The organism is Gilliamella sp. Gris3-2, assembly GCF_001690345.1.
GTDB lineage: Bacteria > Pseudomonadota > Gammaproteobacteria > Enterobacterales > Orbaceae > Gilliamella > Gilliamella bombi.
This window is the reverse complement of sequence record NZ_LZHB01000014.1, coordinates 41,545-64,926: the sequence shown is the minus strand read 5'-3', so window position 1 is coordinate 64,926 and position 23,382 is coordinate 41,545. Positions and strand designations below refer to the sequence as shown.

25 protein-coding genes are annotated in these 23,382 nt (G+C 34.6%); 6 read left to right on the top strand and 19 right to left on the bottom strand.

Annotated features, from left to right (window positions below):
* Positions 1-33 precede the first annotated feature (33 nt).
* Together A9G32_RS02395 and A9G32_RS02390 are read left to right on the top strand one after the other, a co-directional pair.
* A complete protein-coding gene (locus A9G32_RS02395; protein WP_065589959.1) occupies positions 34-240 on the top strand; it encodes a hypothetical protein in 207 nt (68 codons plus the stop codon).
* Positions 241-282: 42 nt separating this feature from the next.
* Positions 283-1,044, top strand: a complete 762-nt coding sequence (locus A9G32_RS02390) for an IS5 family transposase (protein ID WP_065639689.1) — start codon at positions 283-285, stop codon at positions 1,042-1,044.
* 21 nt (positions 1,045-1,065) lie between these two features.
* Here the strand turns inward: A9G32_RS02390 and A9G32_RS02385 are convergent, their stop codons facing one another.
* The 4 genes from A9G32_RS02385 to gss form a co-directional block, all read right to left on the bottom strand.
* Positions 1,066-1,935, bottom strand: coding sequence for a hypothetical protein (locus A9G32_RS02385; protein ID WP_065590190.1), 870 nt, complete (start codon positions 1,933-1,935; stop codon positions 1,066-1,068).
* A gap of 3 nt (positions 1,936-1,938) precedes the next feature.
* A complete protein-coding gene (locus A9G32_RS02380; RefSeq protein WP_065590191.1) occupies positions 1,939-2,244 on the bottom strand; it encodes a hypothetical protein in 306 nt (101 codons plus the stop codon).
* 13 nt (positions 2,245-2,257) lie between these two features.
* Positions 2,258-2,608 (bottom strand): hypothetical protein, encoded by a 351-nt coding sequence (locus tag A9G32_RS02375; protein WP_065590192.1) that lies wholly within the window; start codon positions 2,606-2,608, stop codon positions 2,258-2,260.
* A gap of 285 nt (positions 2,609-2,893) precedes the next feature.
* Positions 2,894-4,768, bottom strand: a complete 1,875-nt coding sequence (gene gss, locus A9G32_RS02370) for a bifunctional glutathionylspermidine amidase/synthase (RefSeq protein WP_065590193.1) — start codon at positions 4,766-4,768, stop codon at positions 2,894-2,896.
* 199 nt (positions 4,769-4,967) lie between these two features.
* Between gss and ybeD the strand changes: the two genes are divergently transcribed.
* Positions 4,968-5,234, top strand: coding sequence for a DUF493 family protein YbeD (gene ybeD, locus A9G32_RS02365; protein ID WP_034913328.1), 267 nt, complete (start codon positions 4,968-4,970; stop codon positions 5,232-5,234).
* A 276-nt stretch (positions 5,235-5,510) separates the two neighbouring features.
* On the opposite strand, the gene adk is transcribed toward ybeD, so the two are convergent.
* The 11 genes from adk to putP form a co-directional block, all read right to left on the bottom strand.
* A complete protein-coding gene (gene adk, locus A9G32_RS02360; RefSeq protein ID WP_065561067.1) occupies positions 5,511-6,155 on the bottom strand; it encodes an adenylate kinase in 645 nt (214 codons plus the stop codon).
* 37 nt (positions 6,156-6,192) lie between these two features.
* Complete coding sequence (locus A9G32_RS02355) at positions 6,193-6,444, bottom strand: YfgJ family double zinc ribbon protein (protein WP_081296711.1); 252 nt, start codon at positions 6,442-6,444, stop codon at positions 6,193-6,195.
* 3 nt (positions 6,445-6,447) lie between these two features.
* Complete coding sequence (gene der / locus A9G32_RS02350) at positions 6,448-7,914, bottom strand: ribosome biogenesis GTPase Der (RefSeq protein WP_065590194.1); 1,467 nt, start codon at positions 7,912-7,914, stop codon at positions 6,448-6,450.
* Between the two features lie 19 nt (positions 7,915-7,933).
* The gene (gene bamB, locus A9G32_RS02345) at positions 7,934-9,106 is read right to left on the bottom strand and encodes an outer membrane protein assembly factor BamB (protein WP_065590195.1); all 1,173 of its coding nucleotides are present in this window, start codon (positions 9,104-9,106) and stop codon (positions 7,934-7,936) included.
* Between the two features lie 26 nt (positions 9,107-9,132).
* Positions 9,133-9,891, bottom strand: coding sequence for a YfgM family protein (locus A9G32_RS02340; RefSeq protein ID WP_065590196.1), 759 nt, complete (start codon positions 9,889-9,891; stop codon positions 9,133-9,135).
* 18 nt (positions 9,892-9,909) lie between these two features.
* Positions 9,910-11,187: a histidine--tRNA ligase gene (gene hisS, locus A9G32_RS02335; protein ID WP_065590197.1), complete on the bottom strand. Its 1,278-nt coding sequence runs from the start codon at positions 11,185-11,187 to the stop codon at positions 9,910-9,912.
* Between the two features lie 24 nt (positions 11,188-11,211).
* Entirely contained in the window at positions 11,212-12,321 is a 1,110-nt protein-coding gene (gene ispG, locus A9G32_RS02330) for a flavodoxin-dependent (E)-4-hydroxy-3-methylbut-2-enyl-diphosphate synthase (RefSeq protein WP_065590198.1), read from the bottom strand.
* 84 nt (positions 12,322-12,405) lie between these two features.
* On the bottom strand, positions 12,406-12,846 hold the full coding sequence (locus tag A9G32_RS02325; RefSeq protein ID WP_065590199.1) for a helix-turn-helix domain-containing protein: 441 nt from the start codon (positions 12,844-12,846) through the stop codon (positions 12,406-12,408).
* A 66-nt stretch (positions 12,847-12,912) separates the two neighbouring features.
* Entirely contained in the window at positions 12,913-13,779 is an 867-nt protein-coding gene (pdxY, locus tag A9G32_RS02320; RefSeq protein ID WP_065590200.1) for a pyridoxal kinase PdxY, read from the bottom strand.
* A 4-nt stretch (positions 13,780-13,783) separates the two neighbouring features.
* Positions 13,784-15,055: a tyrosine--tRNA ligase gene (tyrS, locus tag A9G32_RS02315; protein ID WP_194240441.1), complete on the bottom strand. Its 1,272-nt coding sequence runs from the start codon at positions 15,053-15,055 to the stop codon at positions 13,784-13,786.
* Positions 15,056-15,111: 56 nt separating this feature from the next.
* Positions 15,112-16,599: a sodium/proline symporter PutP gene (gene putP / locus A9G32_RS02310; RefSeq protein WP_176701303.1), complete on the bottom strand. Its 1,488-nt coding sequence runs from the start codon at positions 16,597-16,599 to the stop codon at positions 15,112-15,114.
* 265 nt (positions 16,600-16,864) lie between these two features.
* On the opposite strand from putP, the gene nth reads away from it, so the two are divergent.
* The gene (gene nth / locus A9G32_RS02305) at positions 16,865-17,503 is read left to right on the top strand and encodes an endonuclease III (RefSeq protein WP_065561076.1); all 639 of its coding nucleotides are present in this window, start codon (positions 16,865-16,867) and stop codon (positions 17,501-17,503) included.
* 6 nt (positions 17,504-17,509) lie between these two features.
* The gene (gene smrB, locus A9G32_RS02300) at positions 17,510-18,055 is read left to right on the top strand and encodes an endonuclease SmrB (protein WP_065590202.1); all 546 of its coding nucleotides are present in this window, start codon (positions 17,510-17,512) and stop codon (positions 18,053-18,055) included.
* Between the two features lie 480 nt (positions 18,056-18,535).
* Here the strand turns inward: smrB and cgtA are convergent, their stop codons facing one another.
* From cgtA to rplU, 4 genes are all read right to left on the bottom strand, one after another.
* Complete coding sequence (cgtA, locus tag A9G32_RS02295) at positions 18,536-19,702, bottom strand: Obg family GTPase CgtA (protein WP_065590203.1); 1,167 nt, start codon at positions 19,700-19,702, stop codon at positions 18,536-18,538.
* Entirely contained in the window at positions 19,702-20,667 is a 966-nt protein-coding gene (locus tag A9G32_RS02290; RefSeq protein WP_065590204.1) for a DMT family transporter, read from the bottom strand. Before A9G32_RS02290 ends, cgtA begins: the two co-directional genes overlap by 1 nt.
* An 89-nt stretch (positions 20,668-20,756) precedes the next feature.
* Positions 20,757-21,017 carry a 50S ribosomal protein L27 gene (gene rpmA, locus A9G32_RS02285; RefSeq protein ID WP_034915250.1) on the bottom strand — a complete coding sequence of 87 codons (261 nt, stop codon included), beginning with the start codon at positions 21,015-21,017 and terminating at the stop codon, positions 20,757-20,759.
* A gap of 15 nt (positions 21,018-21,032) precedes the next feature.
* The gene (rplU, locus tag A9G32_RS02280; protein ID WP_025314436.1) at positions 21,033-21,341 is read right to left on the bottom strand and encodes a 50S ribosomal protein L21; all 309 of its coding nucleotides are present in this window, start codon (positions 21,339-21,341) and stop codon (positions 21,033-21,035) included.
* A gap of 231 nt (positions 21,342-21,572) precedes the next feature.
* On the opposite strand from rplU, the gene narX reads away from it, so the two are divergent.
* A complete protein-coding gene (narX, locus tag A9G32_RS02275; RefSeq protein WP_065590205.1) occupies positions 21,573-23,381 on the top strand; it encodes a nitrate/nitrite two-component system sensor histidine kinase NarX in 1,809 nt (602 codons plus the stop codon).
* Position 23,382 lies beyond the last annotated feature (1 nt).

Below are 23,382 nucleotides of genomic sequence, written 5' to 3'. Positions count from 1 at the left end.
TTTTATTAAATTGAGAAATAGGAGAATTTAAAAATGATGAATTTTTTACAAACCATTATGGGACTTGCAGTTTTTGCTGCATTAATTATCGGACTGTTGACTTTCTTAGGCATATTTATTCTATTGCTATGTTACACAATTATAAAGCAAGTAAAATCAGATAAAAAAAGTGATAAAATAAGTGATGAAATATTAGGCGCGTTGATCTTTCGTGATTATTTTTTATACGGCATGATGTGAGTTATAATAACTCTGCCAAAAACAACCATAACTCGATTCATCATGCCAAGAACAATGCTAACAGATAAACGGTGGGAAAAGCTACTACAAATAATGAAAAATACCGGCCGAGTTTATAATAAATCCGAGCATCGGATGACGTTTGAAGGGATCCTTTTCCGAATGAGAACCGGAATTCCTTGGCGAGATTTGCCAGAAGAGTTTGGTGAATGGAGCACCGTCTATAGACGATTTAATTTGTGGTCTAAAAAAGGAATATTAGTTGATATTTTCAAACATTTATCACAACTAGCGGATTTTGAATGGGTGTTCCTAGATAGCTCGATTATCAGGGCTCATCAACATAGTACAGGCGCTGCAACGGAGCATTGTGAGCAAATAGGTCAGAGCTGTGGTGGTAATTCAACTAAAATTCATCTTGCGGTTGATAGTGGTGGTTTGCCTATTTGTTTTGAGCTTTCTGAAGGACAACGACATGATATCACTTATGCAGAAAACCTAGTTGAAATGCTCGATGAAGTCAATACAGTGATAGCCGATAAAGGTTATGGCAGAGAGCCTTTTCGGTGCTTTGTTCGTCAAAAAGGCGGACGAACGGTGATTGCTAAACGTAATTATGGTAAGAATATAAATAAAAGCAGTATGGATAGGTGCCTTTATCGCTATCGTCATTTAGTCGAGAATGCCTTTGCTAGAATCAATCAATATCGTTCAATATCAACTAGATACGATAAGTTAGAAAGGAATTATGCCAGTATGGTATCACTGGCATTTATGTTAATGTGGCTGCCAATGTATTGTTGAGTAATTTGTGTACAGCAAAGATCAACAGCCCCTATAAATTCCCTGACAATTAGCATTATTATTTTTGTCTGGTGTACATTGAATCTTTGGTAATTGATATTTGGTATTGTCACTACAAACAGCCTCAGTGTTACCCGTTATATCTAAATTGGCATTTTTAATGTTTGTACCCACATTACCTGTACATTTGACACCATCACTACGTGTTACAGTGACTTCGCCATTCCCATCATTAAAGTTATAACTTAATTGTAATGGTTTACCAGTGGCTTTATCTTGAATACCACCATTTACAGACCATTGACCATTTAAGAATTTTGTCGATCCTTGTTTAATTGCATCAGCTGGCATAGCTAAATGATTAGTTTGATCAACAGCTGAATTAGAATCTGATTTATTATCTTTATCCGATGGCGAAGATGTCTGCTCAGCACTATCTTTATCTTGTTTATCTTGTTTATCTTGTTTATCTTGCTCGCTTTGATCATTTTGGATATTTGCATCATCTTTTTTATCAGGATCTAAAGGGGTAGATTTGTCATCTTTATCATCCGTTCTTGCCGCATCTTGCTCGCTTTTATTATCTTTAGCATCAGGATCTGGAATATTATTACTATCATTTCCATTGTCTGTAGGTAAAGAATGATCAACTGAATCACCAGCCACGTTGCTATTGGTAGGAATATTATTTGCATTGTCTAAAATCGTACCATTTGGTATAGCCTTATTGGTGACACCTAATCGATTATCAACGACAACATTTTTTGGCTCTGGATCTTTTCTATCTTGTTTTTCATCTTTTTCTGGTTGGCTAATATTACTATTATCTAAAGATACATTCGGGTTAATCGATATTTGAGGTTTTAGCCAACAGCCGCGTAATAAAAACAATGCTTACAAAAGTAACAATAAAGGTAATAACCCTAACAACCATACCCACCAACGTTTCCACCATGGTCTATTATTAATTTGTGGAGTAACTACTTCTGTGATTGTTGGCGTTACTTTTTTTGCAGGCTCTAAACAATAGAATGGAGAATTTACTTGAGGCGTTTGTGGATAAACAAAACCCCAAAAAGCAATCACTGGTTTACCATTAACAATATAAACAAATTGATTATTAGGAAAGCGTATTGCCATCAAGTTAGGTTCTAGACTTTGTGAATTGTGTTTTGGATCATAAATAAGGCGGCTGAACAATAGCTGATCGCCTTTAATCTTTAATATTTGAGTTACTAGCTAGTTGCTCACCTAGAGCCACAACTTTTCGCTCAAATTCCTTTAAAAGCTTAAGGGCGGATTCTTGTTCGGATTCACTAGCCGATGTCCAAGGGACTATATCATATTGCCCATCTGGTTGATTTGAATCAAAAGGAATATACCAATCAATAATATTACCTTGGTCATTGCGTTGAGGAATGGCTAAATAATCGGCAAATTGTTTACCTAATTTAACTCTAAACGTTTCCCGAATTTGAGCTGCGACTAAATAAGCAGCTTTTCCATCATGCCCAAGCATTTTGAAATCTTTAATATCACCACTTCGAAGTAATGTATTTGCCATATATTTCTTTTCATTCCTTTATATCATTTTTATTTCTTATAATTTCTTTTTAAAATTATGACAAGTTTAACAGAAAACGCCATTATTGTAATTGATATCATCATGGATATTCTGAATTTTAAACATATCTTTTAATAGATTATGTCATAAATGGCAGAATTAATACAGATTATAAAAAATTAAATAATCAATTGAATTATAATAACTTTAATCATAATTGCGATACCATTGATGAGCTTAACTTTTATACTAAAACATATACTTTCCTGAAAGTTTTTTACAAAATTATTTTAAGAACTCATCATCTGTTAATACTCGTAATGGTTGCATATCGCTTTCACCTTTTATAACTAAAGAAGGATCGGAGCGTAAGCAAGTCCCACCATAATGTCCACCAACAGTAAAAGTACATAACTGTAGATAACGATCTTCGACTTTCGGTAAGCACCATAGTTCTTGATAAATATTTTCTTGTTTAGCAAATCGACCTACTGTTTTATCAAGGATCTGTTCTTGATTATTCACTAATTGAATATCACTACCACGGCGTCCAGCTATTGGTTTTATTGCATAACCTTTTTTAATTAGGCTTTCATTGAGTTCAAATGTAGACTCTAATAGGTAACGATGATTAGGAAATAAAGACCATAATACGGGTAAAATAGCTTTATTACTTGGAATAACCGTCCACAGTGGTTCGAAAACAGAGACTTCCGGTCGCAAAAGTACATCGAGCAATCTAACTGAATTTTCAGGATGCCATGTACGAATTGGTAACCCTGCAATTTGTGCCTCGCTTTCTTCTCGAAGTTGCTCTAATACCGTTTCCCAAGCCCATGTCTTCCAGACACAAGTTACTTGGCGATCTTCATCATCAACAAGTCGACCACGTTTATCCCATCTTAGTCCAGTAAGCCCTCGTAAAATTTTGCTATTAAATCCCGCTTGAGTAAGTGCTGTTTGCATAAATAATGCATGATAATTTTCTTCACTATCATTATCTTGCATAATATGAACAAAAGATTGAGCATCACTATGCTTCCAACAGTTAGCTAAAGAATTAAGTAAACCACTACTAGGATTGGTTCCTATATTCAGTCCAGCTTGAATAGCCCATTTTTGCAAAATATGACCTGCCTCAGTATGGCAAGAAGCAGAATCAGCATTATATTCATAGACTTTAAAGCCTCGTTCATCCATACAAAAATCTAACCGCCCAGTAATCATTTGGTAACGGCGCTGCTGCCATGAAAGTCTTAATCTTGGCCATAATATTTCTGGGATATTAAAATTAAGTAATAAATTATCGTTCTTTAATACTTTATCTGTGGCATGCAAATACATTAAATGTAATTCATTGGTTGCTCGAATAAGCTCTTGTTCGGCACTTTCAGAAATAGTGAAATAGCGATAGTGATCATCATGACTAATAGCATGACCTGTCGCTGAAACATACGCACTTTCTAATGGATCTGATTCATTTAACCAATTTTTATCAAATTGACCTTGGTTTTCAATATGCGCGCTATGAATTTCAAGTAACGGTTTAGGAATTTTAGGTTGCGGTAAACTATATTCAGTCTTGTCAGTTTGAATCATCCACCCTAAGATTTTCGTGTCATCAAACGAGTCATGTAGTTGGTAACCGTCACTGGTCACTGTCATTTTAAGTTCACGAGTCCATTGCTGCCCAATTGGTAAACGCTTATGTATGACATTTTGTTCTGCTATCCGTACTTTATCTTTAAATACTTCAGTAATGATAGCCACATGACCTGTACGGTCAAAAAAACCACCATCATCCCAAACAAGTAACGCACCAGCCTCGGGCTTCTTTTTGCTTCCGTTTGCAAAAGCTTGCAAAGGTAAAATCGCTTCATTAACAACTTTCCTTAGAAAACGTAGTGAAAAAATTTCATGCGCCATACCAACATCTGTAAAAACAATACCATAGTTTAAAAATAAAAATCGCCTTGCAAATTCAACGCATTGCCATTTATATCCCATATATTCATAACCAGAATAGCTACGAAAAGATGCATCATTAGGGTATTGTTTTTGATCTAAAGTTTCATAATCAGATGAATAAATGGCAACGCCACCTGGCGCATACCCTAATAATGTACCAAAAGGTTCTTTATTATTGGACTTAGATGACATGTTATTTTAGCCTTATTAGTAAATAGCAAGATACGTTAATTACACTATGTTATAATTTTCTATCATAGATCAAAATATATACTTTAAAAAGCAATGTTTATTATTCGTTACTTGAAGAATAGTAAATTGCCTATATATAGTGTTTATTCTTGGTAGTCGTAACGATACATCGAACCAAATAAACGAGAAAAATAAAATTATGCAAAAAACTAAATTAAATGAGTTATTAGAGTTCCCATGCTCTTTTACCTATAAAGTAATGGGAGAAGCAAAACCAGAGCTTGTAGACAAAGTGGTATCAGTGATTCAACGCCATGCTCCTGGCGATTATACGCCATCAATCAAACCTAGTAGTAAAGGTAATTATCATTCTGTATCAATTACCATTAATGCAACGCATATCGATCAGGTCGAAAATCTTTATAAAGAATTAGGCGAAATCGATATTGTAAGAATGGTTTTATAGTGTTTTACTTTTTGCTAAAAATTGAAAGTCTTATCGGTATAGATAAGGCTTTCTGCTATACGATAAAAAATTCAATAAAATCAATACTCTATCTGAATGATTTTTAGTGAATATTCATCTTTATTACAACAAAAGAATTAATTAGAAAATATTATAGAATCAATGTATTTTATTAAGATATTCAAATTAGTATTGTATAAGCAGTGACATAAATTCATTCAAGATGATAAAGCGCAAGATAGTGTTAACTGCCTTGCGCTTTTAATAAAAAACAAATTATCCTAAAATTTTCACTAATTCTTTTGTTACTTCAGTTACAGCTTGCGTTCCATCAATACGGAAATATTGTGTCCGCCCTTCTTTGGCTTCATGCTGATAATAACTAATTAGTGGTTTAGTCAAATCGTGATATTCAACAAGGCGTTTACGAACGATTTCTTCGTTATCATCTTTGCGAATAGTAAGTGGTTCACCAGTCACATCATCAACATTTTCAACCTTTGGTGGATTATGGCGAATGTGATAAACACGACCTGAAGGAGCATGAATTCGTCGCCCGCTCATACGATCAATAATCACTGCGTCTGGTACATCAAATTCAAGCACATAGTCAACATCTATGCCAGCTGTTTTCATTGCATCTGCTTGTGGAACCGTGCGAGGGAAGCCATCTAGCAAAAAGCCATTAGCGCAATCGCTTTGTGCAATACGTTCTTTAACTAATGCAATAACGAGTTCATCGGTAACTAGCTTACCGGCATCCATTAACTCCTTAGCTTGTAAACCAAGTGGACTACCAGCTTTTACTGCTGCTCGCAACATATCACCAGTTGAAATTTGAGGAATACCATATTTTTGCATAATAAATTGTGCTTGTGTTCCCTTTCCAGCTCCTGGTGCTCCTAATAAAATAATTCTCATAAAATAACCTCTTATAGCTTTAATATAAATAAAGCTTCTATTCTGGTAAATAATGAAATATCACCTTACTGCTGGATATTAAACCATCAGTTGGGCAAATATAGTTAACCGCTCCACAACCTTTGATCATTTGAGCTTTTTGCAAACAAGTTGGGCAAATATACTGTTCAAGATAATGTTGCTTACAATGAGGACAATTAAAATTCTGTGGCGAAACAACACTCATTTTATGATGACACTTTGGACAAAGGCCTTCTTTCCCTGAATCATTCATTAATTTTCCTGACATAAATTAGTTTCGCCCTCTTACATGCTTCATTAATCGACGACGTTTACGTTGCTGTGATGCAGTTAAAGTATTTTTTCTACCTTCGAATGGGTTAGCCCCTTCTTTAAACTGAATTCGAATTGGTGATCCCATGATTTTTAGTGATCGTCTAAAATAGTTCATCAAATAACGTTTATAAGAATCTGGTAGATCTTCTACTTGGTTACCATGAATCACAACAATTGGTGGATTATAACCACCAGCATGTGCATATTTTAGTTTAACACGTCGTCCTCGAACTAAAGGCGGCTGATGGTCATCTTGTGCCATTTGCATAATCTTGGTTAATAATGCGGTATTAACACGACGTGTTGCACAATCATATGCTTCTTGAATCGAATCAAATAAGTTACCAACACCACTACCATGCAAGGCAGAAATAAAGTGCACACGAGCAAAATCAATAAAATTTAATCTATCATCTAATGTCGTTTTAACTTGCTCTTTGATATCTTGTGATAAACCATCCCATTTATTAACGGCTATTACAAGTGAGCGCCCACTATTAATAATAAAACCAAGTAATGATAAGTCTTGATCGGATACACCTTCTCTGGCATCAATAACTAAAATAACTACATTAGCATCTTCAATTGCTTGTAACGTTTTAATAACTGAAAATTTTTCAACTGTTTCAGTAACTTTTCCTCGTTTACGTACACCAGCCGTATCAATTAAGATATACTCACGTTCATCTCGATTCATTGGTATATAGATACTGTCTCGAGTTGTCCCAGGCATATCATATACAACAACTCGCTCTTCACCTAAAATTCGATTAGTTAGTGTTGACTTACCAACATTTGGTCGGCCAACAATAGCAACTTTAATAGGTTGATTGATTAATGATTCTGTTCCATCAACAAAATCATCACATAATTCAGTTAGATCATCTAATTGTTGATTATCATCCGAGTTATTATCTTCGTTATTATCGAACTGGAAAATAGGATCTAATACAGTTTCAATTAATGAACTTACGCCACGACCATGACTAGCTGCAATTGGATGAATTTCTCCCAATCCTAAACCATAAAAATCAGAAATCGCAGTATCGACATCAATACCATCAATTTTATTGGCTACTAAAAAAGTAGCTTTATCGCGAGAACGGAGATGTTTTGCAATAGCATGATCAGCTGGCATTGCACCAGCTCTAGCATCAACCAAGAAAAGAACAATATCAGCTTCTTCTATTGCTTGCAGGGATTGTTCAGCCATAAAGCTTTCAACCCCATCTTCTGTTCCATCAATACCACCAGTATCAATCAAGATATATTCATGGCCCTTGATCTCAGCTCTTCCATATTTACGATCACGAGTTAATCCAGGAAAGTCAGCCACTAAGGCATCTCGAGTTCGTGTTAACCGATTAAATAGAGTCGACTTTCCAACATTTGGACGACCAACAAGCGCTACAACAGGTACCATGTTTCTTCTCTAGATTACTTTAATTCTTTGTAAAGGCGTAAATATCACCATTTTTAGCTTGGACAATTAACTTATTGCTTACAACTAATGGTTTAGATATTAATCCGCTACTACTCACTTGTGTTTTAGCAACAAGTTCACCGTTTTCAGCATTTAACCAATATAGGTAACCTTCAAAATCACCAAACACGACATAATTTTGGTAGATGACAGGATCAGTTAACAAACGATGAGTAAAGTTTGACTGAGTCCAAAGTTCTCCGCCACCACTCTTAGCGATGGCCCGAACATTGTCATCCTGATCAATAACAAACAATCTATCGGTATCAACAGCAAAGCTATGAATAGATCCAAGTACTTTACGCCAAACAGTTTGACCATTACTTAAATCAAGCGCAACAACACTACCATTATAACCAACAGAATAGACTAAATTACCTTCAACTACCGGAGTAGAATCAACATCATTTAATTTTGCTATTTCTGTAGAGCCTGATGGCTGTGAAATGCGTTGTTGCCAAATTAATTGGCCATCATTAATATAGTAAGCATTTACTCGACCATTATCATCACCAACGATTGCTGCACCATGAGCGATAGTGGGTGTAGAGTTACCTCTTATTGATAATGTTGGAACTTCGAAGGAAACATCCCACAAATAATCACCAGTGTCACGATTAATACCTTGAAGAACACCATTAGCAGTATGAATTATTAATTTGTTATCAGAAGATACCGGGCGGGCAAGTACTTCCCCTTTCACTGCTTTTTCCCAAACAACTCTACCGTTGAGACGATCTAACGCATAGACAATGGCACGTTCACTACCTACATAGACATATTTATCATCAGCACTTACACCACCTGAAAATAGTGCAGTTTTACTACTGAAAAGTGTACTTTTAGATAAATTGACATCCCATATAGTATTACCGCTTGATAAATCAATTGCCTTAACTTGTCCACTACGACTCGCTACATAGATAGCATTATCATAATTAATCGGACCTAATAATGAATAAATATGAGTATTACCAGCAGTACTATTTTTCCATACTTGTTGAATAGAAAATTGATTATCTACTTTCGGTGACGGTGCAATTTGTACAATCTCATCTTCTTTACCGAATAAAGAACACCCAGCTAGTGAAAAAACAAAAACACCAACAAAAAGATATTTTGATAACTTCATTGTATAGACCCTTATAGCAGGATAAATTAATTTTTACTTTCTTCAGATGCAGCTTGTTTCGCTTTAGCTTCTTGCTCTGCTTTTTCTTTGGCTGCTTGAGCCTCTTTTTCTGCCTTTTCTTTAGTAGCTAAAACTTCTTGTTCAACTTCTTGTTTTGCTTTTAAATATTCAGCTTGGTTCAACTTCATTTTAATACTTTCTTCTAAATCTTTAGTTGGTGAAGAAGTCAAAGCAACATTATAAGCACTCACTGCGTCAGCATAACGAGTCATTTTAACAAGCACATCACCTCGGAGATCATTAATTACGGCACCCCAACTTTCATTAGTTACATTACCTAAAGATGTTAGGCTTTCTTGATATTGACCTTGTTGATACTGTAAGCGTGCTATACGAATATTGGTAATCGCTTTAACAGGCTCTGAATCCGCTTTCTTTAATGCATCAACTAACAAGGCTTGTGCCTCAGGATAATCTTTTAATACCTCAACATAAAATTTTGCTGCACGCAAATTAGCAAACACGCTATAAATAGTATCGTTGTTTTTAGCAAAAGATACTAATTCATTAACAGAATCTGGTTTATTATCATCTAATTGAGCAATTAATTGTTCATACTTATCTGATGATGCTATCGCCTTTTCAACTTTATATGATTGCCAATAACGCCAGCCATAAAAGGCCAATAATCCAATCACAATAATGGCAACCATAATTTTCCATGTTTTAGCAAAAAAACCTTTTATCTCTTCAATTTGTTCTTCACTGGATAACTGATGACTCACGTTTTTCTCCTATTTCCTTTACTTAATAGACAAACAAGTTTGGACAATATCTGCTTGTGCCACTTCAACTTGTTCGCCTGTTTGTAAATTTTTAATCATTACTGTCTGATTAGCTAATTCATTTTCACCAATAATAACTGCTATCTTAGCACCTAATTTATCTGCTTTTGTAAATTGTTTCTTAAAATTACTGCTACCATAATTTGTCATGATTCGCCAATCAGGTAGACCATCACGCAATTGCTCTGCAACACTTTGAGCAACTGAAATGGTTTTTTCATCACCAGAGGTGATCATATAAATATCAATCGAATTATCACCATTAAATGATGGATTAACCGCTTGAACTAATAATACTAAACGTTCAACTCCCATTGCAAAACCAACTGCTGGTGTTGGTTTTCCTCCAAGTTGGCCTACAAGACCATCATATCGTCCACCACCGCAAACGGTTCCCTGTGCCCCTAGGCTGTTAGTTACCCATTCAAAAACTGTTCGATTATAGTAATCCAAACCGCGTACTAATCTTTGATTAATATTATATTCTATCCCAGCACTATCCAATAGTCGGCATAAGCTTTCGAAGTGAATTTTGGACTCCTCATCTAAATAATCAAACAATTTTGGAGCTTGATTCAGCAGCTCTTGAACAACTGGATTTTTTGAATCAAGTATGCGCAACGGATTAGTATACATTCTACGTAAACAATCTTCATCCAATTTATCTTTATATTGTTCAAGAAAAGTAACTAATGCATTTCGATAGTTGACCCTAGCCTCAAGCGAACCAATTGAATTAAGTTCAAGAGAAGTATGCTGTTCGATACCAAGTGCTCTCCAAAAACGAGCCGTTAATAAAATCAGCTCGGCGTCAATATTGGGCCCTTCAAGTCCAAAGACTTCAACACCAAATTGATGAAATTGACGATAACGCCCTTTTTGGGGTTTTTCGTAACGAAATGCTGGTCCTAAATACCAAAGGCGTTGTTCTTGATTATAAAAAAGTCCGTGCTCAATTCCTGCACGAACACAACCTGCAGTAATTTCAGGGCGTAAAGTAATGCTTTCATCATTTCGATCATTGAAAGTATACATCTCTTTTTCGACAATATCGGTGATTTCTCCGACCGCTCGCTTAAATAGTGCGGTATCTTCAACAATAGGTGTTCTAATTTCGTTGTAGCCATAACTGTTTAGTACACCTTTAACGATTTTTTCAATCTGTTGCCAACTTGCACTATCTGTTGGGAGTAAATCGTTCATCCCTCGTATAGATTGGATCTTTTTCTCTGTCATTTATTTATTCACTATCTAATAAAATTATAATTCAGTTGCTGCAATTCTGTTTTTCAATATTAATGCTTTAGCACGAATTCTAGCTTCTAATTCATCAATCATTTGTTCATTATCAATACGACCAATACGTACACCATCTTCATAAAAACCACTTTTGTTATGACCGCCAGCAACTCCCATAGTTGAAGCTAATGCCTCCCCAGGACCGTTAACCACACAACCAATAATTGATACATCCATCGGTGTAATAATATCTTCTAATCGCTGTTCTAATGTATTGACTGTATTAATCACATCAAACTCTTGGCGAGAACAGGTTGGACAGGCAATAAAATTAATACCACGAGACCGTATACGCAGCGATTTTAAAATATCAAATCCAACTTTCACTTCTTCTGTAGGATCAGCAGCTAAGGAAACTCGAAGTGTATCGCCAATGCCTTCTGATAGCAATAACCCCAATCCAATGGCCGATTTAATAGCACCACTTCGAACACCACCTGCTTCAGTTATACCTAGATGTAATGGCTGCTTTATTTGCTTAGCTAGCAATCGATAAGCATCAACGGCAGTAAACACATCAGATGCTTTTACACTGACTTTAAACTGCTCAAAATTAAGTCGATCAAGTATATCGACATGGCGCATCGCTGATTCAACTATCGCTTTTGGTGTAGGTTCACCATACTTTTCTTGAATATCTTTTTCTAGAGAACCAGAATTAACGCCGATTCGTATCGGGATATTTTTATCTTTAGCACAATCAACAACAGCTCGAATTCTTGATTCATTACCTATGTTGCCAGGATTGATTCTTAAGCAATCAACGCCATATTCAGCAACTTTTAATGCAATACGATAATCAAAATGAATATCAGCAATGAGTGGAACTTTTGCCTGCTGCTTAATAAATTTAAAAGCTTCAGCTGCATCCATTGTAGGTATAGAAACACGCACAATATCTACACCAACACGTTCAAGTGCTTGAATTTGGGCTACTGTTTTTTCTACATCTGTGGTTCGAGTATTTGTCATTGATTGAACTGCAATCGGAGCTCCACTACCAATAGGAACATTGCCGACATAAATTCGGGTAGATTCTCGTCTAACAATTGGTGAATCTTGATGACTCATACATACTTAACCATTTTACAAAATAACTAGTAATGATCTTAACAAGATTTAAGACAAATGTCTGTATGAGAATAAGAAAATTTGCTAACTATTAACACGAGTAGCTGAGGCTGGAGAAATATAATGACTTACTTCAATAAGATTACTTTTATTATCTTTATTGGCATAATATAAAATTACACCAAGCGCACAAAGAATTATAAATATTCCCCAAAAAATAAAAGGAGCTTTTCTAGTTCTTTTTGTTTTAAATGCTTGCGTTTGAACTTTCTTTTGTTGAGACTTAGATTGTTTAGTTAATTCATCGAAATACGGTTGATAGTGTTCTGATGATAAGCCAACAATTTCGGCATAAGAACGAATATAACCTTTTACAAAAACAAGTGGGGCGTGAGGTAATTGGTCATTTTCGATATCAACAATTACTGTCTTTCGCACATGAATTTTATTGGCAATATCATCTTGAGTTAAACCCATTTGTTCTCGTAAATCAACGAGCATCACTCCTAATGAAATATTATCCATCATACCCTCATTTAATACTAATCGTTAGCTAATTTAATCTTTACAAACAGTTACATATTTTTACAATTAATCAATTTTATTTGCATTAAACCATTGTGCTGGTTTTTCAATTTCATTTTGAGCTGCAACTAATTGTAATTCATATTCATCTTGTTTTAAGGTTTCAAGCATAACCGCATACACGGCCGAAGTAGTATGTTCTAAAGCTTCAACCAATGATTTCCCAAGTAAAACATTAGCTAAAAAAAGTCCACTTGTCATATCACCAACACCAACGGGTTGTCTTACACCAAAGTCAACTAGTGGTCGGTCAATATGCCATGCTTCTTCGCTAGTTACAAGCAACATTTCAAAGCGATCAAGTTTATATCCAGCTCTGCTTAAATGTTTAACTAAAATCGCTTTAGGCCCTTTTTTACATAACTCTCGACAAGCTAAAATTGCTTCATCAACATTATTAATACGTTGTTTTCCATTAAGCTCTTCAAGTTCCAAAATATTGGGTGCCATCATATCAGCCATAGGCAATGCTGTATTGCATAAAAACTCAGAAACACCTGGTGCAACAAAACATCCTTTTTCAGGATGTCCCATTACAGGATCGCAAAAGTAAATAGCATTAGGATTAACAGCTTTTACTTTTTTAACTATTTCAATAATTGCATTACCTTGTTCAGGTGATCCCATATAACCACTTAATACTGCATCACACCGTTTCAATTCATCAATTTCATTAATTCCATCAGCAATTTCGCTTAAATGCGATGCAGACATTACCGTTCCAGTCCATTGTCGATATTGAGTATGATTAGAAAATTGTACGGTGTTTAAAGGCCAAACATTTACGCCTATTCGACGCATAGGAAATACAGCCGCACTATTCCCTGCATGACCAAATACAACATGTGACTGAATCGATAAAATATTTCTCATGAAATTAACTCCAAATTAACAAACAGTAATATTTTTTACCACGACGAAGTAAAGTATAACGATTATATAGTTTATCGCTATCAGTAAAATGATAATCAGTTGTAGTGTTACGTTCACCATTAACAGAAATAGCATTAGATTCAATCATCGTTCTAGCTTGTCCTCTTGATGGTGCAAATTCCGCATTAACAATTGCTTGTTGTAAATCAACATTTTCCTCAACAGCTAATGTTGGCATACCATCTTGAGCTAATTGTTCAAAATCAGCTTCAGACAAGTCAGTTAATTTACCAGAGAATAGACTTTCTGTAATACGTTTTGCTGCGATCAATCCTTCTTCACCATGAACTAAGCGTGTAACTTGCTCAGCAAGTACATATTGAGCTCGTGGTGCAACACCACTATTTTTATCTTCCTCTTCCAATGCATCAATTTCACTTAGAGGCATAAATGTGAAGAATTTTAAGAATCGATAAACATCAGCATCAGCAGTATTTATCCAGAATTGATAGAATTTATAAGGACTTGTCTTCTTAGGGTCTAACCATACGGCACCACTTTCAGTTTTACCAAATTTGGTCCCATCGGATTTAGTGATTAACGGTACAGTCAAACCATAAACTTGTTTTTGATGTAAACGACGGGTTAAATCAATACCTGCAGTAATATTACCCCACTGATCAGATCCACCAATTTGTAAAACAACATCATGTGATTTATTCAAACAAGCAAAATCATAAGATTGTAACAAGCTATAAGAAAATTCAGTAAATGAAATACCCACCTCATCACGATCTATACGTTGTTTTACTGATTCTTTATTAATCATCGCATTAACTGAAAAATACTTACCAACATCACGTAAAAATGTCAGTACATTCATGCCACTAAACCAATCATAGTTATTAGCCACAATCGCTGAATTTTCACCACAATTAAAATCTAAAAATGGTGACACTTGTTGTTTGATCTTTTCACTCCACTCAATAACTGTTTCCTCAGTATTAAGTTTTCGTTCAACAGCTTTAAAACTTGGATCGCCAATTAATCCAGTTGCTCCCCCTACAAGCGCAACAGGTTTATGACCAGCTAACTGAAAACGTTTTAAACAAAGTAATGGAACTAAATGACCGAGATGCAAACTATCTGCTGTTGGATCAAAACCACAATAAAGCGCAATAGGATTTTGTTCAATTTGTTCTATTAGTGCTTTTTCATCAGTAAGCTGAGCAATCAGCCCACGTTCTTGTAGTTGTTTGATCACATTTTTTGTCATGATATTTTACCTATTAAATTTATTACAGTTATATTCTAGTTTAAATAAAATTTATTCTAATTTATTTTGTTGTGATAACGTTTATACGCTTGTTTAAAATGATCTGCTACTGTTTCGTTTGGTTTTTTATCAAAAAGACTAAAAATAATAATAGCTATAGAAGCAAATAAAAATCCAGGGATAAGCGAATACAAATTAAACCAATTAAAATTAATCCATAGCAACACAGTTACAGTACCAGTTATCATTCCAGCTAGCGCTCCATTACGTGTCATACGTGACCAAAAAACAGAAAATACGATTATAGGACCAAACGCCGCACCAAATCCAGCCCAAGCATGACTCACTAAATCAAGTACACTATTATTTGGATTAATAGCTAATAAAATAGCAATAACTGAAACTAATAGCACCATTATACGACCAACCCAAACCAGTTCCTTCTGTTTTGCTTTTGGTCTAAAAAACGCACGATAAAAATCTTCTGTTAGAGCACTTGAGCAAACTAATAACTGACAACTTAATGTACTCATGACTGCAGCTAAAATAGCTGCCAACAAAATACCAGCAATCCAAGGATTAAAAAGTAATTTCGACAATTCGATAAAAATACGTTCATGTTTACCATCGTTAATCAAGTAAGATAAATCTGGATTATGAGCAAAAAAGGCGATACCAAAAAAACCAACCGTGATTGCGCCAGCTAAACACAAAATCATCCATGTCATACTAATCCGTCGAGCGTTTTTCATTACTTCATGTGAATCAGCAGCCATAAATCTGGCTAAAATATGAGGTTGCCCAAAATATCCAAGCCCCCAACCTAATAATGAAATAATGGCAATAAAATCCATATGAGCAAATAAATTGGTATAATCTGAATTGAGCGATTCAATATATATCAATGCATCAGAAAGCCCACCAGCATTCACCATAACCATAATTGGCGTTAGAATAAGTGCAAACATCATTAAACTAGCTTGAATAGTATCAGTCCAGCTTACTGCTAAAAAACCACCGATAAACGTATAGGCAATTGTTGCACCTGCACCCGCTAACATCGCCCAGCCATAGCTCATACCAAATGTACTCTCGAATAACTTTGCGCCTGCAACTACACCAGAAGCACAATAAATGGTAAAAAATATTAGAATAATGACAGCTGAAATAATGCGTAGAAGTGAGCTTTTATCATCAAATCGACGAGCAAAATAATCGGGTAAAGTTAATGAATTATGATTGATTTCAGTAAAGACTCGTAATCGTCCTGCAATGAGTAGCCAATTTAAATAAGCACCAATAATCAATCCGATTGCAATCCAACTTTGTGAAATACCAAACAAAAAAACAGCACCAGGTAATCCCATTAATAGCCAACCACTCATATCTGATGCGCCAGCTGAAAGCGCAGTCACAACACTACCGATACGACGCCCACCTAAAATATAATCACCAAAATTTTGCGTTGAGCGAAACGCAAAAAAACCTATGGCAATCATGCCTAAAATATATACAGCAAAGGTGACAATCATTGGTAAGGGCATATCTTTAAAAAACCTTATTTGATAAAATTAAGAAATAGTACGCTAGCTTATCATAAAATGACTATGCTAAAAAGTCAGTGAGTATAAATGTGAATAGACAAATAATAAAAAACTAAACAACATTAAAAATAAAAATATCTTACAATTATTAATCAGTATGTTTCATCGTTCCCATCTATATTAAAAAAACTAAAGGCAACTTACAGATAAACAGTAAATAAAAGTATATAATATGCACCTTACTATTTTTTAATAAAATTATTTTGTGAAACAATCTACCCGAATTCAAATTCTAGAAAGATTAAAGGATCATATTAAAGATCCAACAACAGAACTAGTGTATGAAACACCTTTTGAACTATTAATCGCAGTAGTACTTTCTGCTCAAGCGACTGACGTTAGTGTAAACAAAGCCACAAAACCACTGTTTGCTATTGCAAATACGGCTGAACAAATTTTGGCTCTTGGTATTGAGAAATTAAAAAGCTACATCCGCACCATTGGCCTTTATAACAGTAAAGCAGATAACATTATAAAAACATGTCAAATTTTGGTAGATAAATATCAGGGTGAAGTCCCTGAAAGTTTTGATGCACTAATTGAATTACCGGGTGTTGGTCGTAAAACGGCAAATGTTGTGTTAAACACCGCTTTCGGTTGGCCTACCATTGCAGTTGATACACACATATTTAGAGTAAGCAACCGTACAGGTTTTGCACCAGGTAAAACGGTAGAGGTTGTTGAAGAAAAATTACTGAAAGTCGTACCTAAAGAATATAAAATAAATTGTCACCACTGGCTAATATTACATGGCCGTTATACCTGTATTGCTAGAAAGCCTAGATGTGGATCCTGTGTTATAGAAGATTTGTGCGAATTTAAAGAAAAAATTTACCCAGAGTAGAAATCAATGCCAAATAAATTTAATTTAGACCAAGATGATATAAACTTGTTTAAAAATAGTATTGGTAACATCACCAAAAAACTAAAACAAGATACTGTCGTTCATAAACCACAAAAACGTTCACAAAAAGCAATAGAAACCCAAAAACAGCAATATGAAAAAATTAATGCTGAATTTTATTTTTCTGATGATTATCAGCCGCTATTGCAAGAAGACCCAATTCGCTATAGCCGAGAAAATGCAGATCCCTACGAAGTAAAAAAATTGCGCCGTGGATTTTATGAACCAGAATTCTTTTTGGATCTACATGGGTTAACTCAACAAGAGGCTAAAAAAGAAATTGCCGCTCTTATCGCAGCATGTTTACATGAAAGAGCTCATTGTGCTTGTATCATGTATGGACATGGGAAAAACATCTTAAAAAAACAAACACCCATGTGGCTAGCTCAACATCCTCATGTTATCTGTTTTCATCAAGCGCCTAAAGAATTTGGTGGCAACGCAGCACTTCTCATTTTATTTGATATCGAGAACAAACTAATAAATAGTTAGCTTTTGAAAACTTAACTATCTAGATAATCATAAAAATAATTTTTTACTCTTCTTCCGTCAATTTTCATCTAAACCTTTGTGATGACATTAGCATGTAGATAAAAAACAAAAAATAAAATAACGTTAACTAAAGAATAATGTTTAAAAAATAGTTGTTAATAACATAAAACAAAAAAACCAGCTTAGCGATAACGTCAAGCTGGTAAACATTGGAAGCAATGTGAGCAATGTCATACTTTTTCAAAAGCCTCTAAAGCTCTAACAAAGTACGAATTAATGATAATGATTATCATTAACAAAATCAAGCATTTTTTTATTTTTCTAAGCTAAATAAAAATAAACGCTTTATTCACTAATTTCATAATAAGAGGATTGATATTTAACAATATAAAAAATAAGCAGAATATTCCTATTCTGCTTTTTATAAAAAATTATACGCAATGGCTAATTTAGGCGAAATAAAATAGAGTATAATACTTATTATTTTTGATAAATAAATTCAACACCTTCTTCATCGCTTTCGTCCCAGTCATCAAAATCATCGTCATCATCAAAAGCCTCATCCATTGCTTGTTGATGGTAATCATCCCACATAAATTCCACTTTTTCAGGTGATGACTCTTCTTGTTCGGCTTCACGTGGATGCGCATTGATATATTCCATTAAGTCCCAACATAAGGCCTTTATACCTTCTTGATTAATGGCTGAAATAATATAATATTTATCTTGCCAATCAAGTGCCCTAGCTATTTCAGCTGCACGTTTAGCGCTCTCTTCAGGACCTAATACATCCATTTTATTAAATACCAACCAACGTGGTTTATTAGCTAATTTTTCACTATATTGTTGAACCTCTTTGATTATTACTTTAGCATTTTCTATCGGATCTGATTCATCTACTGGTGCCATATCGATCAAATGAACTAAAACACGACAACGTTCAAGATGTTTTAAGAAACGAATACCAAGTCCTGCACCGTCTGATGCCCCCTCTATTAAACCAGGAATATCAGCAACAACAAAACTTTGTTCGTTATCCATTCTTACTACACCTAAACTAGGCACTAAAGTAGTAAATGGGTAATCTGCAACTTTTGGTTTAGCAGCTGAAACTGAGCGAATAAAAGTTGATTTACCAGCATTAGGCAAGCCCAACATCCCCACATCAGCAAGTAACAATAATTCTAATAATACATCGCGCTTTTCACCTGGAGTACCATCAGTTTTTTGTCTTGGCGCACGATTTACCGATGATTTAAAACGCGCATTTCCAAGCCCATGAAAACCGCCCTTGGCAACCAATACTTTTTGTTGGTGATGCGTTAAATCACCAATAATTTCACCTGTATATTTGTCGGTAATTCGTGTTCCCACAGGCACTTTAACGGTAATATCTCGACCACGCTTACCCGTACAATCAGAACCCTGTCCATTTTGGCCACGCTCAGCGCGGTAATTTTTTTCAAACTGAAAATCAACTAATGTATTTAAATTCTCATCAGCAATAAAAAAGACATCACCACCATCACCACCGTCGCCACCATCAGGACCACCTTTAGGTATATACTTTTCTCGGCGAAAACCGACACAACCATTTCCACCATCTCCAGCTTCAACACGGATTGATGCTTCATCAACAAATTTCATTATTCTTCCCCTTTATTGCGGTTAATTAGCCAGCCTTTCCTTGGATGCCAAATATAATGCCCAATGGTCGCAAACATAGCACCCGCAACAACAGATACTGCACCAATATAACCTAAAATATTTAAATATTGCATAGCAAACTTTTCAGGCCAAATTAAAGCAAACAAATCTGAAAAGATGAGCGAAAATAATGGCGTTAAAGTTGTTATTGCACTCACTTGTGCTGCTTGCCAGCGCTCCATAGCCATCACTAACGCACCATAAGCAATAATAGTATTTAAACCACAAAATATGATAGCAAACAGTTGAGTTGCATCAGCATTTATAATTTTACTTGACGACGTAAAAGGCAACAAAAAAACAGTACAAATAAGGTAAATTAACCAAAGTAACTGTTCTGCACGTAATTTCTGTAATAGTACTTTTTGAGCAAGCGCATAGCAAGCCCATGATACCGAAGCCAGTAAACCAAACCACACACCAATACCATACGAAGACATATTAGAAAACAGATCTACAATATTTTTATTAAAAAATAACGCAAGCCCAACTAATAATACTAAAATACCAATAATTTGAGTCGGCCTGAGTCGCTCTCTAAAAATAAAAGCACTTGAAATCATAAAAATCACAATGCCAGTTTGCCCGACAACCTGAGCGGTTGTAGCTGAAAGATACTGAACTGCACTAGCAAACAGTGCAAAATTACCCAACAACCCAAAACCTGCAATCATCAATAAAACAAAACGACGATGTTTTCTGAACATCATTAAATTAGGAAATTGCTTTTTGTAAGCCAACCAAATAGTAATACCAAGAGCTGAAATAGCCAATCTCGACCAAGCTAATGTCAATGGATCAACAACCACTAGCGCATATTTCATTGCAATTGGCACAATGCCCCACATCACTGCGGTTAACATGGCAAGTGCAAAACCTAATTTAACATTTTGCTGCTTTATCATATCACCATCAATTTTATATTAACTTCAAGAAATGAAAAAAGCCCCACAATAATTGTGAGGCTTCTAAAACTTTTTGAACCGTTTATGAATTAGCTGTTAGCAACTACACTAACATAACGACGATTCTTAGGTCCTTTAACTTCAAACTTTACTTGTCCATCAATTAAGGCAAATAAGGTATGATCACGACCACAACCTACATTAGTGCCTGGGTGGAATTGAGTTCCACGTTGACGAACTAAAATGTTACCAGCAAGAACTTCTTGACTACCATAACGTTTAACACCTAAACGTTTACTTTGGGAATCACGACCATTACGTGATGAACCACCAGCCTTCTTATGTGCCATTGTTCGATACTCCTATTAAGCGATTGCAGTGATCTTCACATCAGTGAACCACTGACGGTGACCTTGTTGTTTACGATAGTGTTTACGACGACGGAATTTAACAATTTTCACTTTATCGCCACGACCGTGTTCAACAATTTCTGCTTTAATTGTTGCACCTTCAACAAACGGAGCACCAACTTTGATGTCTTCACCATTTGCTACCATTAAAACTTTATCGAAAACAACTTCTGCACCTGTTTCGACTTCAATTTTTTCCAAGCGAACGACTTGTCCTTCGCTAACTCGGTGTTGTTTACCACCACTTTGGAAAACTGCGTACATACTTAACTCCGCAATAAAAAGCAGACGATTACTTGATTAAACATATATGTCTGCGTGATTAATCTTATAGGGCGTGAATTTTACGCAAATTTTATTCTTGTTGCAAGCGCTGTTTAACAAAAGATCGCAAAAAGTTACAAAAAAGATCAGATAGATACTCTTTTCAAGCTACAATAACCATAAATTACTATTTAGCTAAAATAAAATTACAAAATAATATTGAGTGTTTATATGTCGAAAATAAAAATTCGCCCCACCGAATCAATTATTAATCGTTTAACACTATTACTGTTCTGTTTAGGTGCTATTGCTTTAATCGCTTTATCATTTTCAATCCAGGTAGCCAATGATACAAAAGGTGGGGCATATATGGTTAATCAATTAGGCTTACTAAGAATGAAGAACTACCAAATACTAACAATGGTTCCACTCAATAAGAAAGATTATGATAATTTAAATATTTTTATTAATATTTCTTCATCACAAAAACATTTAACGCTTTTAAAACGCTATAATTTAATTAATGAATTTAATCAGTTAGAAACTGATTGGAATACTCGACTTATTACTAAAATACAGCAAGCACAAAAAATCGATGAAATAAGAATTGATATTGAAAGCTATGTTGCTCGTATCAACCATTTGGTAGATAAGATTGATCAAAAAACCGAAAACAAAATTTATTATATTTCTCAAGTACAACAATTATTTATTGTTATTATCGTAATTTTTTTAGCTGTTCAAATTTATTACTTACGTTACTACCTTCTTGCACCATGGCAAAAATTAGTTAGTATGGCTGAAGCAATTTCTAGCCACAATTTTAAATCGCGTTTTAATATTAAAAGCAGAAAGAATGAATTTGATCTTTTAGGGCTAGCTTTTAACAAAATGTCCGAGCAAATTGAATCACAATATTTATTGTTAGAAAAACAAGTTGCAGAAAAAACAGCTAAATTACAACAAACCAATAAAATTGTTTCATTTCAATATCAAACAATTAAGCAACTACATACTTCAGAGCCATTGTGTGAACGTTTTCTAAAAATACTACACAAATTAGAAGATTTAGTACCATTAACTCAATTTAAAATCCGTTTTTATGAATCAAATGATCCTGAGCATTATCAACAAATCAGTTACGATAATGAGCAAAAATTACCTTATTGCCAAAATTCTAAATGCAAAGCTTGTTTAAGCTCATCAAAATCTTATCAAAAAAATAACTTTCAACGCCATTGGCACCTTCAAGAAAACGGGGAAAAATATGGGATATTATTTGCTTTGCAGCCAAAAAATATCATATTAACCAATGAACAAGAAAACTTAATTGTGGGAGTTATCGAGCAAATGACTACTGCAATGAAGCTCGATAGACAAATTGAACAACAAAAACAATATTTATTAATAAAAGAACGCTCAGCAATGGCCAGAGAGCTGCATGATTCCATTGCTCAATCTCTATCTTGTTTAAAAATACACCTCAGCTGCTTACAAATGCAATCAGATTTAACATCACAAAGCAGTATTGATTTATTGGCAACAATGCGTAAAGAAGTCAATATAACCTACTCTCAACTAAGAGAACTAATTACCTCTTTTCGCTTACGCCTTAACCAAACGGGTTTTTATGCAAATTTAATGGAATTAATTGAGGAATTTAATCAAAAATTACAATTTAATATTCAGTTTGAATATTTATTGCCGCTGAATATTATCAATAGTAAATATGCATTTCATTTATTACAAATTATTCGTGAAGGACTAAATAACATATATAAACATGCTAAAGCCACACAGGTTATTGTCAGTTTAAAAATTGATGATCATCAAATTATTTCCGTCTGTATTGAGGATAATGGCATTGGTTTACAAAACAATATTAAACAGGATAATAGTTATGGTCTAATCATTATGCGTGATAGAGTTGAAATACTAAATGGTAATTTAACAATAAACAGTCCTCCCCACAAAGGGACACAAATTATGATAGCATTTAAGGTTAATAAAACCATTTCATTCAAAGCAATAGAAGAGTAAA

Coding starts and splice junctions, on each gene's coding strand:
- rpmA (WP_034915250.1), bottom strand. CDS start 21,017: ATGGCACATAAGAAGGCTGGTGGTTCATCACGTAATGGTCGTGATTCC.
- A9G32_RS02290 (WP_065590204.1), bottom strand. CDS start 20,667: ATGATAAAGCAGCAAAATGTTAAATTAGGTTTTGCACTTGCCATGTTA.
- tyrS (WP_194240441.1), bottom strand. CDS start 15,055: ATGACAAAAAATGTGATCAAACAACTACAAGAACGTGGGCTGATTGCT.
- smrB (WP_065590202.1), top strand. CDS start 17,510: ATGCCAAATAAATTTAATTTAGACCAAGATGATATAAACTTGTTTAAA.
- cgtA (WP_065590203.1), bottom strand. CDS start 19,702: ATGAAATTTGTTGATGAAGCATCAATCCGTGTTGAAGCTGGAGATGGT.
- A9G32_RS02390 (WP_065639689.1), top strand. CDS start 283: ATGCCAAGAACAATGCTAACAGATAAACGGTGGGAAAAGCTACTACAA.
- adk (WP_065561067.1), bottom strand. CDS start 6,155: ATGAGAATTATTTTATTAGGAGCACCAGGAGCTGGAAAGGGAACACAA.
- A9G32_RS02395 (WP_065589959.1), top strand. CDS start 34: ATGATGAATTTTTTACAAACCATTATGGGACTTGCAGTTTTTGCTGCA.
- pdxY (WP_065590200.1), bottom strand. CDS start 13,779: ATGAGAAATATTTTATCGATTCAGTCACATGTTGTATTTGGTCATGCA.
- rplU (WP_025314436.1), bottom strand. CDS start 21,341: ATGTACGCAGTTTTCCAAAGTGGTGGTAAACAACACCGAGTTAGCGAA.
- der (WP_065590194.1), bottom strand. CDS start 7,914: ATGGTACCTGTTGTAGCGCTTGTTGGTCGTCCAAATGTTGGAAAGTCG.
- narX (WP_065590205.1), top strand. CDS start 21,573: ATGTCGAAAATAAAAATTCGCCCCACCGAATCAATTATTAATCGTTTA.
- ybeD (WP_034913328.1), top strand. CDS start 4,968: ATGCAAAAAACTAAATTAAATGAGTTATTAGAGTTCCCATGCTCTTTT.
- putP (WP_176701303.1), bottom strand. CDS start 16,599: ATGCCCTTACCAATGATTGTCACCTTTGCTGTATATATTTTAGGCATG.
- hisS (WP_065590197.1), bottom strand. CDS start 11,187: ATGACAGAGAAAAAGATCCAATCTATACGAGGGATGAACGATTTACTC.
- gss (WP_065590193.1), bottom strand. CDS start 4,768: ATGTCATCTAAGTCCAATAATAAAGAACCTTTTGGTACATTATTAGGG.
- A9G32_RS02375 (WP_065590192.1), bottom strand. CDS start 2,608: ATGGCAAATACATTACTTCGAAGTGGTGATATTAAAGATTTCAAAATG.
- A9G32_RS02355 (WP_081296711.1), bottom strand. CDS start 6,444: ATGTCAGGAAAATTAATGAATGATTCAGGGAAAGAAGGCCTTTGTCCA.
- bamB (WP_065590195.1), bottom strand. CDS start 9,106: ATGAAGTTATCAAAATATCTTTTTGTTGGTGTTTTTGTTTTTTCACTA.
- A9G32_RS02325 (WP_065590199.1), bottom strand. CDS start 12,846: ATGGATAATATTTCATTAGGAGTGATGCTCGTTGATTTACGAGAACAA.
- ispG (WP_065590198.1), bottom strand. CDS start 12,321: ATGAGTCATCAAGATTCACCAATTGTTAGACGAGAATCTACCCGAATT.